The following is a 13,373-nucleotide window of genomic DNA, read 5'->3' on the forward strand; positions in this document are numbered from 1 at the left end:
GGTGACGATGCAGAGCGAAGCGATGAGCAGCAGACGGCGATCTGGGTCCGATCTCCGGGACGCGATCGATTCCGCTGCGGCGCTTTTCGCTGAAGCAGGGATCGACTCCGCCCGCTACGACGCCGAGGAACTCGCCGCCCACGCCGCGGGCACCGACCGTGGCCGGCTGGCGCTGCTGGAATCTCCCGACGACGAATTCTTCAGCCGCTACCGCCAACTCGTCGCCGCACGCAGCTCCCGTGTCCCGCTGCAGCACCTGATCGGGACCGCTGCCTTCGGGCCGGTGCTGCTGCACGTCGGTCCCGGGGTGTTCATCCCGCGCCCGGAGACCGAGGCCATGCTCGAATGGATCCTCAAACACGTTGCGGCGCAACCACTGGGCCCAGCCCCGGTGATCGTCGACGCCTGCACCGGGTCGGGAGCACTGGCAGTCGCGTTGTCCCGCAGTTTCCCCAGCGCCCGGGTGTTCGCGGTCGAGGACTCCGAGGAGGCGCTGAGCTACGCCGCGCGCAACTGTGCGGGCACGCCGGTGGAGCTGGTTCGCGCCGATGTGACCACGCCCGGCCTGCTGGCGCAGTGGAACGGGCGGGTCGACCTGATGGTCAGTAACCCGCCCTACATTCCCGACGGTGCGGATCTGGACCCCGAAGTGGCCCAGCACGATCCGGCGCATGCGTTGTTCGGCGGGCCGGACGGCATGTCGGTGATCGCCCCGCTGGCCGGCCTTGCCGCGCGGCTACTGCGCCCAGGCGGTGTGTTCGCCGTCGAACATGACGACACCACGGCGGCGGCCACCGTGCGCACCGTGCGCGACACCGGGGGATTCGCCGAGGTGGTGTCGCGGCCGGACTTCACCGGACGGCTCCGGTTCGTGACAGCTATCAGGAACGGCCAACCATGACAGAGGTTTACGACTGTGCCGATGCGGACCGGCGTGCGGCCGGCATAGCCGCGGCGATCGACGCCGTGCGCGGTGGCCGGCTGGTGGTGCTGCCGACCGACACGGTCTACGGCATCGGTGCCGATGCCTTCAACGCCGCGGGAGTCACCGCCCTGCTGGCAGCCAAGCGGCGCGGCCGCGACATGCCGGTGGGGGTGCTGGTCGGGTCGTGGAGTTCCATCGACGGGCTGGCTCTGATCGTGCCGGCGACAGCCCGCGAGCTGATCCGGGCGTTCTGGCCGGGCGCGTTGAGCCTGATCGTCACGCAGGCGCCGTCGTTGCACTGGGACCTCGGGGAGGCCCGCGGCACCGTCATGGTGCGCATGCCGCTGCATCCGGTGGCCCTGGAGGTCCTCAAAGCGGTGGGGCCGATGGCGGTGTCGAGTGCCAACGTCTCCGGCTCGCCGCCGGCGATCGACGCCGCCGAAGCGCAGCGCCAGCTGGGGGAGTCCGTCGATGTCTACCTCGACGCGGGCCCTGCCGAGCAGGGGGAGGCCTCCACCATCGTCGACCTCACCGGTCCCACGCCCCGGATCGTCCGGCCCGGACCGATCTCCGCCGAGCAGATCGGCGCCGTGCTGGGCCTGGAGCCGGACGTGCTGACGGGGACACCGTGACCAGCCTGCTGGCGCTGGCCGACCGCGGCGCCGGTGTGCCGTTGCGTGAGCTGGCGCTGGTCGGTCTGACCGCCGCGATCATCACCTACTTCACCACCGGCCCGGTCCGCTGGCTGGCCACCCGGATCGGCGCGGTCGCCTATCCGCGCGAGCGGGACGTCCACGTGCGGCCGACGCCGCGCATGGGCGGGCTGGCGATGTACGTCGGGATCGTCGCCGGGATCTTCCTGGCCTCGCAGCTGCCGGCGCTGACCCGTGGCTTCGTCTATTCCACCGGCATGCCCGCGGTGGTGCTGGCCGGCGGGGTCATCATGGGCATCGGTCTGCTCGACGACAAATGGGGCTTGGACGCCCTCACCAAGTTCGCGGGCCAGATCACCGCGGCCAGCGTGCTGGTCACCATGGGGGTGGCCTGGAGCGTGCTGTACATCCCCATCGGCGGCGTCGGCACCGTGGTGCTCGACCAGGTGGCATCCATCCTGCTCACGCTGGCGCTGACCGTGTCGATCGTCAACGCGATGAACTTCGTGGACGGCCTCGACGGCCTGGCCGCCGGCCTGGGTCTGATCACCGCCCTGGCCATCTGCATGTTCTCCGTCGGCGTGCTGCAGGACCACGGCGGCGACGTGCTGTTCTACCCGCCCGCTCTGATCTCGGTGGTGCTGGCCGGGGCGTGTCTGGGCTTCCTGCCGCACAACTTCAGTCCCGCGAAGATCTTCATGGGCGATTCCGGGTCGATGCTGATCGGCCTGATGCTGGCCGCGGCCTCGACCACCGCGGCGGGGCCGATCTCGCAGACCGCCTACGGTGCGCGCGACGTCTTCGCGCTGCTGTCGCCGTTCTTGCTGGTGGCCGCGGTGATGTGTGTGCCCGCCCTGGATGTGGCGCTGGCGATCATCCGCCGTACCCGCGCCGGCCTCAGCCCCTTCAGCCCGGACAAGATGCACCTGCACCACCGGCTGCTGCAGATCGGGCATTCCGATCGCCGGGTGGTCTTGCTGATCTACTTGTGGACGGCGATCGTCGCCTTCGGCGCGGCCAGCACCATCTTCTTCGACCCGCGCTATACCGGCGCGGTGATGCTGGGTGCGATGCTGATTGCGGTTGTCGTTACGCTCATCCCGTTGCTACGCCGGGACAATGCCTCGGAGGACGGCCCCTACGACACGCGGTAGTAGCACCGTCTAGGATGGTGTTGTAGGTGGTTCCACGGTGCGTTCGGGCATCCGATACGCTCGGCGGGCGACGCCACGACAATGGCGCGCAGATTCAGATTGGGGTGAGGCGGTGACGACACCAGCGCAGGATGCGCCGTTGGTGTTGCCGTCGGTGGTATTCCAGCCGATTCGGCTGCTGCTGATCTGTCTGGTGCTGACCGGCGTCGCGATCGCCCTGGCCGCCCAGTTCGGCAGCCCGATGTTCGGGGTGTTCTTCGGGCTGGGCCTGGCGCTCGGTCTGGGCAACGCCCTGCTGATCCGCCGCTCGGCGCTGCGGATCACCGCCTCCGACCATCCGCTGAAGAAGAAGATGGCGCTGAACTCGGCGTCTCGTCTGCTGGTCATCAGCGTGATCGGTCTGGCAATCGCTTACCAGTTCCGGCCGGCGGGTCTCGGCGCGCTGTTCGGGCTGGCCTTGTTCGAGGTAGTACTGGTGCTGACCACCATGCTGCCAGTGGTAAAAAAGCTCCGCGCGCAAGCGTCAGAGTCCGGCGCTGAAGGGACGGAAAATGACTGAGTCGATCCTGGCCGAGGGTGGCATTGAGGTCGGCCACCACGAGACCGCGGTGTGGCCGCTGGTCGGTGAGGTCAACATCGACACCATCCTGTCCACCTCGATCGCCGCGGTGATCGTGATCGCACTGGCGCTGTTCCTGCGCGCCAAGGTCACTTCCACCGGCGTTCCGGGCGGGGTGCAACTGTTCTTCGAGGCCATCACCATCCAGATGCGCAACCAGATCGAGGGCGCCATCGGGATGAAGATCGCGCCGTTCGTGCTGCCGCTGGCCGTGACCATCTTCGTCTTCATCCTGGTCTGCAACTGGCTGTCGGTGCTGCCGGTGCAGTACGCCGACGAGCACGGCGTCCACGAGCTGCTCTCCTCTGCCGCGGCCGACATCAACTTCGTGCTGGCGCTGGCCATGTTCGTGTTCGTGGGCTACCACCTGGCCGGGTTCTGGCGGCGCGGCTTCATCGGCCACCCGCTGCGGGTGCTCAAGGGCCACGTGGCGGTGCTGGCCCCGATCAACCTGGTCGAGGAAGTCGCCAAGCCGGTCTCGCTGTCACTGCGTCTTTTCGGCAACATCTTCGCCGGCGGCATCCTGGTCAGCCTGATCTCGTTGCTCGGCCCCTACTTCATGGTCGCCCCGAACGCGATCTGGAAGACCTTCGACCTGTTCGTCGGGCTGATCCAGGCGTTCATCTTCGCGCTGCTGACCATCCTGTACTTCAGCCAGGCCATGGAGCTCGAAGAAGACCACCACTAGTACAACCTGCAGGACCACATCAGAACTGGTAGAGCACTACCAGCTAGCAAGGAGGAATGAAATGGCAGATCCCAATCTGATCGGACTCGGTGCCCTCATCGGCGGCGGTCTCATCATGGGCGGTGGCGCCATCGGCGCCGGTATCGGTGACGGTATCGCCGGTAACGCCCTGATCGCCGGAATTGCCCGCCAGCCCGAGGCTCAGGGTCGGCTGTTCACCCCGTTCTTCATCACGGTTGGTCTGGTCGAGGCCGCGTACTTCATCAACCTGGCCTTCATGGCGTTGTTCGTCTTCGCCACCCCGATCGCCGCACAGCAGTAACGCGCACGATGGGTGACATGAGCGTTGTTGTCCTCGCAATGAGCGAGGCGGCTGAGGAAGGCGAGAAGAAGAGCTTCCTCATTCCCGACGGCACCTTCTTCGTCGTCCTCGCGATCTTCGTGATCGTGCTGGCCGTGATCAGTACCTTCGTGGTGCCGCCGATCATGAAGGTGCTGCGGGAACGCGAGAACATGGTCACCAAGACACTCGCCGACAACCGCGAGTCCGCCGAGCAGTTCGCGGCCGCCGACGCCGACTACGAGAAGCAGATGGCGGCGGCGCGCCTGGCGGCATCGACGGCACGGGATGACGCTCGTGCCGAGGGCCGCAAGGTGATCGAGGAGCAGCGGTCGGCGGCAGAGGCGGAGGTGGCCTCGAAGTTGCAGGCCGCCACCGACCAACTGAAGCAGGAAGGCGATGCGGTGAGTGAGCAGCTGCAGGCCCGGGTGGAGACGCTGTCTGCCACCCTGGCCAGCCGGATCCTCGGCGTAGAGGTCGAGGCTCTTTCCGCGGCGAGCACGGGGCGGTAGCAACAGAGATGTCGATTTTCATCGGGCAGCTGGTCGGCTTTGCGATCATCGTGTGGCTGCTGGTCAAGTTCGTGGTGCCACCGGTGCGCAAGCTGATGGCCGACCAGCAGGAATCGGTGCGCAAGCAGCTGGAGGAGGCGGCAGCTGCCGCCGCCCGCCTGGCCGAAGCCGGCCAGGCGCACTCCACGGCGCTGGCCAATGCCGCCACCGAGTCCGAACGCGTCACCGCCGAAGCCCGCACGGATGCCGAGCGGATCGCCGAGCAGCTGCGCAGCCAGGCCGGTGCCGAGGCGGAACGCGTCAAGGCTTCCGGCGGGCAGCAGGTCGGCCTGTTGCGGGCGCAACTCATCCGTGAGTTGCGGTCGGACCTGGGCGCCGAGGCTGTGCAGCGGGCCGCCGATCTGGTTCGCGCCCATGTGGCCGACCCGCAGCGGCAGTCCGCCACCGTCGACCGGTTCCTCGACGAGCTCGACGCCATGGCGCCGAGTGCCGTCGAGGTGGAATCGCCGATCCTGGTCCAGATGCGCTCGGCCAGCCGGCAGGCACTTGCCGGACTGCTGGGCAAATTCGACGAGGTGACCGGTGGCCTGGACCAGCAGGGCTTGACCGCGCTGGCCGGTGACCTGTCCGCGGTCGCCGAGGTGCTCCAGCGCGAAAGCGTCATCACCCGGCACCTGAGCGTGCCGACGGACGACGCGGCACCGAAGGTGCGGCTGGTGCAGCGCCTGTTCGCCGACAAGATCGGCGCGCCGGCCCTGGCCCTGGTGACCGAGGCGGCCGCGGCCCGTTGGTCCCACGGTTCCGACCTGGTCACCGCGGTCGAGCACGTCGCCCGGCAGGCCCTGTTGCTTTCGGCCGAAGGGGCGGGCACCGTCGATGAGGTGGAGGACCAGTTGTTCCGGTTCTCCCGCCTGCTCGACGCCCAGCCCCGGTTGGACATCCTGCTCGGCGACACCGCGACCCCGGCCGCCGGCCGGGTCGGGCTGCTGCGCAAGGTCATCGGCGAGGGCAGCGGCGTCAACCCGATCACCGCAGCGCTGCTCGAGCAGACGGTGCGGCTGTTGCGTGGCCAGTCCGCGCATCAGGCGATCACCGAGCTGGCCTCGATCGCCGTGGCACGCCGCGGCGAGCTGGTGGCGCAGGTCGGTGCGGCCGCCGAGCTGAGCGACGACCAGCGCAGCAGGCTGAAGACGGTCCTGAGCCGGATCTACAGCCACCCGGTCCGTGTGCAGGTCGGGGTCGACCCGGCGCTGCTGGGCGGGCTGACCATCTCGGTCGGCGACGAGGTGATCGACGGCACGCTGTCGTCACGCCTGGCAGCCGCCAAGACGCATTTGCCCGACTGATCAAGACCTAACAGGACCTACCCGGTCTCAGAGCCCACAACCCATTTCGAAGGCAGGAAGACGAAAAGCCATGGCAGAGTTGACAATCTCCTCTGACGACATTCAGGGGGCGATCGAGGAGTACGTGAGCTCCTTCAGTGCCGAAACCGCGCGCGAGGAGGTCGGCACCGTCATCGACGCCGGCGACGGCATCGCACACGTCGAGGGCCTGCCTTCGGTGATGACCCAGGAGCTCCTCGAGTTCCCCGGCGGGGTACTGGGCGTGGCCCTGAACCTCGACGAGCACAACGTCGGTGCGGTCATCCTGGGTGACTTCGAGAACATCGAAGAGGGCCAGCAGGTCAAGCGCACCGGCGAGGTGCTCTCGGTGCCGGTCGGCGACGCCTTCCTCGGTCGGGTCGTCAACCCGCTGGGGCAGCCGATCGACGCCCGCGGCGAGATCGAAGCCGAGACCCGCCGTCCCCTGGAGATGCAGGCCCCCTCGGTGGTCCAGCGCCAGAGCGTCAGCGAGCCGCTGCAGACCGGTATCAAGGCCGTCGACGCCATGACCCCGATCGGCCGCGGCCAGCGTCAGCTCGTCATCGGCGACCGCAAGACCGGCAAGACCGCGCTGTGCGTGGACACCATCCTCAACCAGCGCAAGAACTGGGAGACCGGAGACCCCAACCAGCAGGTCCGCTGCGTCTACGTCGCGATCGGCCAGAAGGGCACCACCATCGCCAGCGTGCGTCGCGCGCTGGAAGAGGGCGGCGCCATGGACTACACCACGATCGTCGCCGCACCCGCGTCGGACTCCGCCGGCTTCAAGTGGCTGGCCCCCTACACCGGCTCGGCGATCGCCCAGCACTGGATGTACTCCGGCAAGCACGTGCTGATCGTCTTCGACGACCTGACCAAGCAGGCCGAGGCCTACCGCGCGATCTCGCTGCTGCTGCGCCGCCCGCCGGGCCGCGAGGCCTACCCGGGTGACGTGTTCTACCTGCACTCGCGCCTGCTGGAGCGTTGCGCCAAGCTCTCCGACGAGCTCGGTGGCGGCTCGCTGACCGGCCTGCCGATCATCGAGACCAAGGCCAACGACATCTCGGCCTACATCCCGACCAACGTCATCTCCATCACCGACGGTCAGTGCTTCCTGGAGAGCGACCTGTTCAACCAGGGTGTCCGGCCGGCCATCAACGTCGGTGTGTCGGTGTCGCGTGTCGGTGGCGCCGCCCAGATCAAGGCCATGAAAGAGGTCGCCGGTTCGCTGCGTCTGGACCTGTCGCAGTACCGCGAGCTGGAGGCCTTCGCCGCCTTCGCCTCCGACCTGGACGCCACTTCGAAGGCGCAGCTGGAGCGCGGTGCGCGCCTGGTGGAGCTGCTCAAGCAGCCCCAGTACGCGCCGATGCCGGTCGAGGAGCAGGTGGTTTCGATCTTCCTCGGTACCGAAGGCCACCTGGACTCGGTTCCGGTCGAGGACGTGGGCCGCTTCGAAGCCGAGCTGCTGGACCACATCCGGGCCTCCGAGAGCGACATCCTCACCGGCATCCGGGAGTCCAAGAAGCTCTCCGATGAGGCCAGCGAGAAGCTGGTCGCGGTGATCAACCAGTTCAAGAAGGGGTTCGCCGCCACTGACGGCAGCTCGGTGGTTCCCGACGAGCACGTCGAGGCACTCGACGAGGACAAGCTCGGCAAGGAAGCGGTGCAGGTCCGCAAGGCCGCGCCGGCGAAGAAGAAGTAACGCCGCTATGGCAGCCACACTTCGTGAACTACGCGGGCGAATCCGCTCTGCCGGGTCGATCAAGAAGATCACCAAGGCCCAGGAGCTGATCGCGACCTCGCGTATCGGCCGCGCGCAGGCTCGGCTCGAAACCGCACGGCCGTACGCCGACGGGATCACCCGGCTGCTCACCACGCTGGCTGCCGAGGCGGCCCTGGACCACCCGCTGCTGGTCGAGCGCAGCGAGCCCAAGCGGGCGGGTGTCCTGGTGGTGTCGTCCGACCGTGGCCTGTGTGGCGGCTACAACGCCAACGTCTTCCGCCGCGCAGAGGAGCTGTTCGCGCTGCTGCGTTCGGAGGGCAAGGACCCGGTGCTCTACGTCGTCGGCCGCAAGGCCCTGGCGTACTACAGCTTCCGGAACTGGACGGTCACCGATTCCTGGACCGGCTTCTCCGAGCAGCCGACGTATGAGAACGCCGCCGAGATCGCCTCGACCCTGGTGGAGGCGTTCCTGGCCGGAGCCGACGACGACGGCCACCACCCGGGCACCGACGGGCTGCTCGGCGTGGACGAGCTGCACATCGTGGCCACCGACTTCCGGTCGATGCTCTCGCAGTCGGCGGAGGCGCGTCGGATCGCCCCGATGCTGGTGGAGTACGTCGGCGAGGAGACCGGTCCCCGGACGCTGTACTCCTTCGAACCGGACGCCACCACGCTGTTCGACTCGCTGCTGCCGCGGTACCTGACCACCCGCGTGTACGCGGCGCTGCTCGACTCGGCGGCCTCGGAGCTGGCTTCGCGCCAGCGCGCGATGAAGTCGGCGACCGACAACGCCGACGACTTGATCAAAGCGTTGACCCTTGAGGCCAACCGCGAGCGTCAGGCTCAGATCACCCAGGAAATCAGCGAAATCGTTGGCGGTGCGAATGCCCTCGCCGACGCCGCCCGGTAAGTCCCCAAGGAAGCGAAGAAGATAATGACTGTTACCGCTGACAAGACAACCGCCGGCCGCGTGGTGCGCGTGACCGGCCCCGTCGTCGACGTCGAGTTCCCCCGGGGCGCGGTGCCCGAGCTGTTCAACGCTCTGCACGCCGAGATCAGCTTCTCGGAGCTGGCCAAGACCCTGACCCTCGAGGTTGCCCAGCACCTCGGTGACAACCTGGTCCGCACGATCTCGATGCAGCCGACCGACGGTCTGGTGCGTGGCACCGAGGTCACCGACACCGGCGCAGCGATCTCGGTGCCGGTCGGCCACGAGGTCAAGGGCCACGTGTTCAACGCCCTCGGCAACTGCCTGGACAAGCCGGGCTATGGCGAAGACTTCGAGCACTGGGCGATCCACCGCAAGCCCCCGGCCTTCAACGAGCTGGAGCCGCGGACCGAGATGCTCGAGACCGGCCTGAAGGTCGTCGACCTGCTCACCCCGTACGTGCGTGGCGGCAAGATCGCCCTGTTCGGTGGTGCCGGCGTGGGCAAGACCGTGCTCATCCAGGAGATGATCAACCGTATCGCCCGCAACTTCGGTGGCACCTCGGTGTTCGCCGGCGTGGGGGAGCGCACCCGTGAGGGCAACGACCTGTGGGTCGAGCTCGAGGACGCCAACGTGCTCAAGGACACCGCGCTGGTGTTCGGCCAGATGGACGAGCCGCCGGGCACCCGTATGCGGGTGGCGCTGTCGGCCCTGACCATGGCCGAGTGGTTCCGCGACGAGGCGGGCCAGGACGTGCTGCTGTTCATCGACAACATCTTCCGGTTCACCCAGGCGGGCTCGGAGGTCTCGACGCTGCTGGGCCGCATGCCCTCGGCCGTGGGTTACCAGCCCACGCTGGCCGACGAGATGGGTGAGCTCCAGGAGCGGATCACCTCGACCCGCGGCCGTTCGATCACCTCGATGCAGGCCGTGTACGTGCCCGCCGACGACTACACCGACCCGGCCCCGGCAACCACGTTCGCGCACCTGGACGCGACCACCGAGCTCAGCCGTGCGGTGTTCTCCAAGGGCATCTTCCCGGCGGTGGACCCGCTGGCCTCCAGCTCCACCATTCTGGACCCGGCGATCGTCGGCGAAGATCACTACCGGGTCGCCCAGGAGGTCATCCGGATCCTGCAGCGTTACAAGGACCTGCAGGACATCATCGCCATCCTCGGTATCGACGAGCTGTCCGAAGAGGACAAGCAGCTGGTCGGCCGGGCGCGTCGTATCGAGCGGTTCCTGAGCCAGAACATGATGGCTGCCGAGCAGTTCACCGGCCAGCCCGGTTCGACGGTGCCGCTGAAGGAGACCATCGAAGCCTTCGACCGGCTCACCAAGGGCGACTTCGACCACCTGCCCGAGCAGGCGTTCTTCCTGATCGGCGGCCTCGACGACCTGGCCAAGAAGGCCGAGAGCCTGGGCGCCAAGCTGTGACCCGGAATCTTCTGGCGGCGAAAGGCGGTGGGTAATGGCAGAGCTTGACGTCGACATCGTCGCTGTCGATCGCAAGGTGTGGTCGGGCAAGGCCACGTTCATCTTCACCCGGACCACCGCCGGTGAGATCGGTATCCTGCCCGGACACATTCCGCTGGTGGCCCAGCTCGTCGACGACTCCATGGTGCGGGTCGACCGCGCCGAGGAGGGCGAGTTGCGGCTCGCCGTGCACGGCGGCTTCCTGTCGGTGACCGAAGAGGGCGTCAGCATCCTGGCTGAGGCGGTCGACTTCGCCGCGGAGATCGACGAGGCGACCGCGCGGCACGAGGCCCAGTCCAGCGACCCGAAGATGGCCGCTGCGGGACGGGCACGGCTGCGCGCCCTGGGTGTGATCGACTAATCGGCGTGAACCGATGAGCACGCCCATGCTGTATATGGTCGTGCTCGTCGCCGTTCTCCTCGGCGCGGTGACAGCGCTGAGCTACCGGCTGTGGAAGCTGCGGCAGGGTGGGACGGCGGCGATCATGCGCGATCTTCCGGCGGTCGGCGGGCAGGGCTGGCGCCACGGCGTGGTCCGGTACCGGGGTGGCGAAGCGGCCTTCTACCGGATCTCCAGTGTGCGGCTGTGGCCCGACCGCCGGCTGTCCCGCGGTGGGGTGGAGGTGGTGGCCCGGCGTGCTCCGCGGGGCGACGAGTTCGACATCATGACCGACGAGATCGTGGTGCTGGAACTGCGTGACACCACCCAGGACCGGCGGGCCGGTTTCGAGATCGCGCTGGATCGCGGCGCGCGGACGGCCTTCCTGTCGTGGCTGGAAGCTCGGCCGTCACCGCGGGCGCGGCGCCAGAACTACTGAGATATCCCCGGCGCGCAGCGCGCCGTCAGCGCTCGGGCTGGTCGGCGGGAGATCCGCCGCCGGGCTTCCACAGCACGTCGCCGCCGGCGTTGGCCACTCGGCACAACACGAACATCAGATCCGACAACCGGTTGAGGAACTTGGCCGGCAACACCGAGACGCCCTCGGGATAGGTCTCCAGCGCCGCCCAGGCCGCGCGCTCGGCGCGGCGCACGGACGTGCGGGCCACGTGAAGAAGGGCCGAGAGCGGTGTTCCGCCGGGCAGGATGAAGGAGTTCAGCGCGGGCAGTTGCTCGTTGTACTCGTCACACCAGGCTTCCACGCGGTGGATGTAATCCTCGGTGATCCGCAGCGGCGGGTACTTGGGATTGTCGGCCAGCGGCGTCGCCAGGTCCGCGCCCGCATCGAACAAGTCGTTCTGAATCCGCAGCAGCACCGCCCGCAGCTCGTCGGCCGGTTCGCCCAGGGCGATCGCGACGCCGATGGCAGCGTTGGCCTCCTCGACATCGGCGTATGCCACCAGTCGCGGATCGGTCTTGGGCACGCGGGAGAAGTCGCTGAGCCCGGTGGTTCCGTCGTCGCCGGTGCGGGTGTAGACGCGGGTGATGTGCACGGCCATAGCCCAAACCGTACCGGGGCGGCGCCCCGCGCGATCCGGCCCCGGGGCCCCAGGCCGGATTGGTCGGGACGCGACACCTGACGTCACTACACTGACGCGAGTGGGAGAGCGTTTTGTGGTTACCGGGGGTAACCGGTTGTCCGGTGAGGTCGCGGTCGGCGGGGCCAAGAACAGCGTCCTGAAGCTGATGGCGGCGGCACTGTTGGCCGAGGGCACCAGCACCATCACCAACTGCCCCGACATCCTGGACGTGCCGTTGATGGCCGAGGTGCTGCGCGGGCTGGGCGCCACCGTCGAACTGGACGGCACCACGGTGCGCATCACCTCGCCGGATGAACCGAAATACGACGCGGACTTTGCCGCGGTGCGGCAGTTCCGGGCCTCGGTATGCGTGCTCGGGCCGCTGGTGGGCCGTTGCCTGCGGGCCAAGGTCGCGTTGCCCGGCGGCGATGCGATCGGGTCGCGTCCGCTCGACATGCACCAGGCCGGCCTGCGCCAGCTCGGTGCCACCTGCAACATCGAGCACGGCTGCGTGGTGGCGCATGCCGACGCGCTGCGGGGTGCCGAGATCCAGCTGGAGTTTCCCTCGGTCGGGGCGACCGAGAACATCTTGATGGCCGCCGTGCTGGCCGAGGGTGTCACGACCATCCACAACGCGGCGCGCGAGCCCGACGTCGCCGACCTGTGCATGATGCTCAACCAGATGGGCGCCCAGATCGAGGGCGCCGGCTCCCCGACGCTCAAGATCACCGGGGTCCCGCGCCTGCACCCGACCGAACACGAGGTGATCGGCGACCGGATCGTCGCCGCGACGTGGGCCATTGCCGCGGTCATGACCCGCGGCGACATCTCCATCACCGGGGTGGACCCGGCGCACCTGCAGCTGGTCCTGCACAAGTTGCACGACGCCGGCGCCACCGTCACCCAGTCCGATAACGGGTTCCGGGTGGTCCAGTACGACCGGCCCAAGGCCGTCAACGTCGCGACCCTGCCGTTCCCGGGATTCCCCACCGATCTGCAGCCGATGGCGATCGGCCTGGCGGCGATCGCCGAGGGCACCTCGATGATCACCGAGAACGTCTTCGAAGCACGGTTCCGGTTCGTCGAGGAGATGATCCGTCTGGGTGCCGATGCGCGCACCGACGGACACCACGCGGTGGTGCGCGGTCTGCCGCAGCTCTCCAGTGCGCCGGTGTGGGCTTCCGACATCCGGGCCGGCGCCGGTCTGGTGCTTGCGGGCCTGGTCGCAGACGGAGACACCGAGGTCCACGACGTCTATCACATCGATCGCGGCTACCCGTTGTTCGTGGAAAACCTGGCCGATTTGGGCGCTGAGATTGAGCGTGTAATATAGATCGGGCCGGCACCCCGCGGATGCGGAACGCCGAGCCGACTGGAAGTCCTTCCGGAAGCCCCGAAAAACTCGGAGTTGACTCAACTCCGACTACGGAGTATAGTAGCGGGGTTGCCTGAAGCCGGGCGTGTTGTTTGAGAACTCAATAGTGTGTTTGGTGGTTTTTGTTTGTTGTTGTTTTTTGCCATGCCTTCGGCGCC

15 protein-coding genes are annotated in these 13,373 nt (G+C 67.9%); 14 read left to right on the forward strand and 1 reads right to left on the reverse strand.

Annotated elements, in window-relative coordinates; translation table 11 throughout:
* The first annotated feature begins 7 nt into the window (after positions 1–7).
* The 13 genes from prmC (at position 8) to AWC02_RS09460 (ending at position 11,200) form a co-directional block, all read left to right on the forward strand.
* Entirely contained in the window at positions 8–901 is an 894-nt protein-coding gene (gene prmC / locus AWC02_RS09400) for a peptide chain release factor N(5)-glutamine methyltransferase (RefSeq protein ID WP_237160406.1), read from the forward strand.
* Positions 898–1,557: an L-threonylcarbamoyladenylate synthase gene (locus AWC02_RS09405; protein WP_085128496.1), complete on the forward strand. Its 660-nt coding sequence runs from the start codon at positions 898–900 to the stop codon at positions 1,555–1,557. Before prmC ends, AWC02_RS09405 begins: the two co-directional genes overlap by 4 nt.
* On the forward strand, positions 1,554–2,732 hold the full coding sequence (locus AWC02_RS09410; RefSeq protein ID WP_207568026.1) for a glycosyltransferase family 4 protein: 1,179 nt from the start codon (positions 1,554–1,556) through the stop codon (positions 2,730–2,732). Before AWC02_RS09405 ends, AWC02_RS09410 begins: the two co-directional genes overlap by 4 nt.
* Positions 2,733–2,844: 112 nt before the next feature.
* On the forward strand, positions 2,845–3,291 hold the full coding sequence (locus tag AWC02_RS09415) for an ATP synthase subunit I (RefSeq protein ID WP_085128497.1): 447 nt from the start codon (positions 2,845–2,847) through the stop codon (positions 3,289–3,291).
* On the forward strand, positions 3,284–4,039 hold the full coding sequence (gene atpB, locus AWC02_RS09420; protein ID WP_085128498.1) for a F0F1 ATP synthase subunit A: 756 nt from the start codon (positions 3,284–3,286) through the stop codon (positions 4,037–4,039). The genes AWC02_RS09415 and atpB overlap by 8 nt, the downstream gene beginning before the upstream one ends.
* A 61-nt stretch (positions 4,040–4,100) precedes the next feature.
* Positions 4,101–4,361 (forward strand): F0F1 ATP synthase subunit C, encoded by a 261-nt coding sequence (locus AWC02_RS09425; protein ID WP_019735417.1) that lies wholly within the window; start codon positions 4,101–4,103, stop codon positions 4,359–4,361.
* Positions 4,362–4,369: 8 nt separating this feature from the next.
* The gene (locus AWC02_RS09430; protein ID WP_085128499.1) at positions 4,370–4,891 is read left to right on the forward strand and encodes a F0F1 ATP synthase subunit B; all 522 of its coding nucleotides are present in this window, start codon (positions 4,370–4,372) and stop codon (positions 4,889–4,891) included.
* 8 nt (positions 4,892–4,899) lie between these two features.
* Entirely contained in the window at positions 4,900–6,237 is a 1,338-nt protein-coding gene (locus AWC02_RS09435; protein ID WP_085128500.1) for a F0F1 ATP synthase subunit B/delta, read from the forward strand.
* Positions 6,238–6,307: 70 nt separating this feature from the next.
* Positions 6,308–7,957 carry a F0F1 ATP synthase subunit alpha gene (gene atpA / locus AWC02_RS09440; RefSeq protein WP_085128501.1) on the forward strand — a complete coding sequence of 550 codons (1,650 nt, stop codon included), beginning with the start codon at positions 6,308–6,310 and terminating at the stop codon, positions 7,955–7,957.
* 7 nt (positions 7,958–7,964) lie between these two features.
* Positions 7,965–8,888, forward strand: coding sequence for a F0F1 ATP synthase subunit gamma (locus tag AWC02_RS09445; protein WP_085128502.1), 924 nt, complete (start codon positions 7,965–7,967; stop codon positions 8,886–8,888).
* Between the two features lie 24 nt (positions 8,889–8,912).
* Complete coding sequence (gene atpD / locus AWC02_RS09450) at positions 8,913–10,343, forward strand: F0F1 ATP synthase subunit beta (protein WP_085128503.1); 1,431 nt, start codon at positions 8,913–8,915, stop codon at positions 10,341–10,343.
* A gap of 34 nt (positions 10,344–10,377) precedes the next feature.
* The gene (locus AWC02_RS09455; protein WP_085128504.1) at positions 10,378–10,743 is read left to right on the forward strand and encodes a F0F1 ATP synthase subunit epsilon; all 366 of its coding nucleotides are present in this window, start codon (positions 10,378–10,380) and stop codon (positions 10,741–10,743) included.
* Positions 10,744–10,756: 13 nt separating this feature from the next.
* Positions 10,757–11,200, forward strand: a complete 444-nt coding sequence (locus tag AWC02_RS09460) for a DUF2550 domain-containing protein (RefSeq protein WP_046321573.1) — start codon at positions 10,757–10,759, stop codon at positions 11,198–11,200.
* Between the two features lie 25 nt (positions 11,201–11,225).
* Here AWC02_RS09460 and AWC02_RS09465 read toward each other — a convergent pair whose 3' ends face one another.
* Positions 11,226–11,819: a cob(I)yrinic acid a,c-diamide adenosyltransferase gene (locus AWC02_RS09465; RefSeq protein WP_085128505.1), complete on the reverse strand. Its 594-nt coding sequence runs from the start codon at positions 11,817–11,819 to the stop codon at positions 11,226–11,228.
* A 100-nt stretch (positions 11,820–11,919) separates the two neighbouring features.
* Here AWC02_RS09465 and murA point away from each other — a divergent pair, with 100 nt between their 5' ends.
* The gene (murA, locus tag AWC02_RS09470) at positions 11,920–13,173 is read left to right on the forward strand and encodes a UDP-N-acetylglucosamine 1-carboxyvinyltransferase (RefSeq protein WP_046321577.1); all 1,254 of its coding nucleotides are present in this window, start codon (positions 11,920–11,922) and stop codon (positions 13,171–13,173) included.
* Positions 13,174–13,373: the final 200 nt, after the last annotated feature.

Origin of the sequence: Mycolicibacter engbaekii (assembly GCF_002101585.1) — a bacterium.
Lineage (GTDB): Bacteria > Actinomycetota > Actinomycetes > Mycobacteriales > Mycobacteriaceae > Mycobacterium > Mycobacterium engbaekii.

What these genes read in the sequence shown, in the direction of transcription:
- AWC02_RS09460 (WP_046321573.1), top strand. Translation starts at nt 10,757, where the DNA reads ATGAGCACGCCCATGCTGTATATGGTCGTGCTCGTCGCCGTTCTCCTC.
- AWC02_RS09435 (WP_085128500.1), top strand. Translation starts at nt 4,900, where the DNA reads ATGTCGATTTTCATCGGGCAGCTGGTCGGCTTTGCGATCATCGTGTGG.
- AWC02_RS09425 (WP_019735417.1), top strand. Translation starts at nt 4,101, where the DNA reads ATGGCAGATCCCAATCTGATCGGACTCGGTGCCCTCATCGGCGGCGGT.
- atpA (WP_085128501.1), top strand. Translation starts at nt 6,308, where the DNA reads ATGGCAGAGTTGACAATCTCCTCTGACGACATTCAGGGGGCGATCGAG.
- AWC02_RS09405 (WP_085128496.1), top strand. Translation starts at nt 898, where the DNA reads ATGACAGAGGTTTACGACTGTGCCGATGCGGACCGGCGTGCGGCCGGC.
- atpD (WP_085128503.1), top strand. Translation starts at nt 8,913, where the DNA reads ATGACTGTTACCGCTGACAAGACAACCGCCGGCCGCGTGGTGCGCGTG.
- atpB (WP_085128498.1), top strand. Translation starts at nt 3,284, where the DNA reads ATGACTGAGTCGATCCTGGCCGAGGGTGGCATTGAGGTCGGCCACCAC.
- prmC (WP_237160406.1), top strand. Translation starts at nt 8, where the DNA reads ATGCAGAGCGAAGCGATGAGCAGCAGACGGCGATCTGGGTCCGATCTC.
- AWC02_RS09430 (WP_085128499.1), top strand. Translation starts at nt 4,370, where the DNA reads ATGGGTGACATGAGCGTTGTTGTCCTCGCAATGAGCGAGGCGGCTGAG.
- AWC02_RS09455 (WP_085128504.1), top strand. Translation starts at nt 10,378, where the DNA reads ATGGCAGAGCTTGACGTCGACATCGTCGCTGTCGATCGCAAGGTGTGG.
- AWC02_RS09445 (WP_085128502.1), top strand. Translation starts at nt 7,965, where the DNA reads ATGGCAGCCACACTTCGTGAACTACGCGGGCGAATCCGCTCTGCCGGG.
- AWC02_RS09465 (WP_085128505.1), bottom strand. Translation starts at nt 11,819, where the DNA reads ATGGCCGTGCACATCACCCGCGTCTACACCCGCACCGGCGACGACGGA.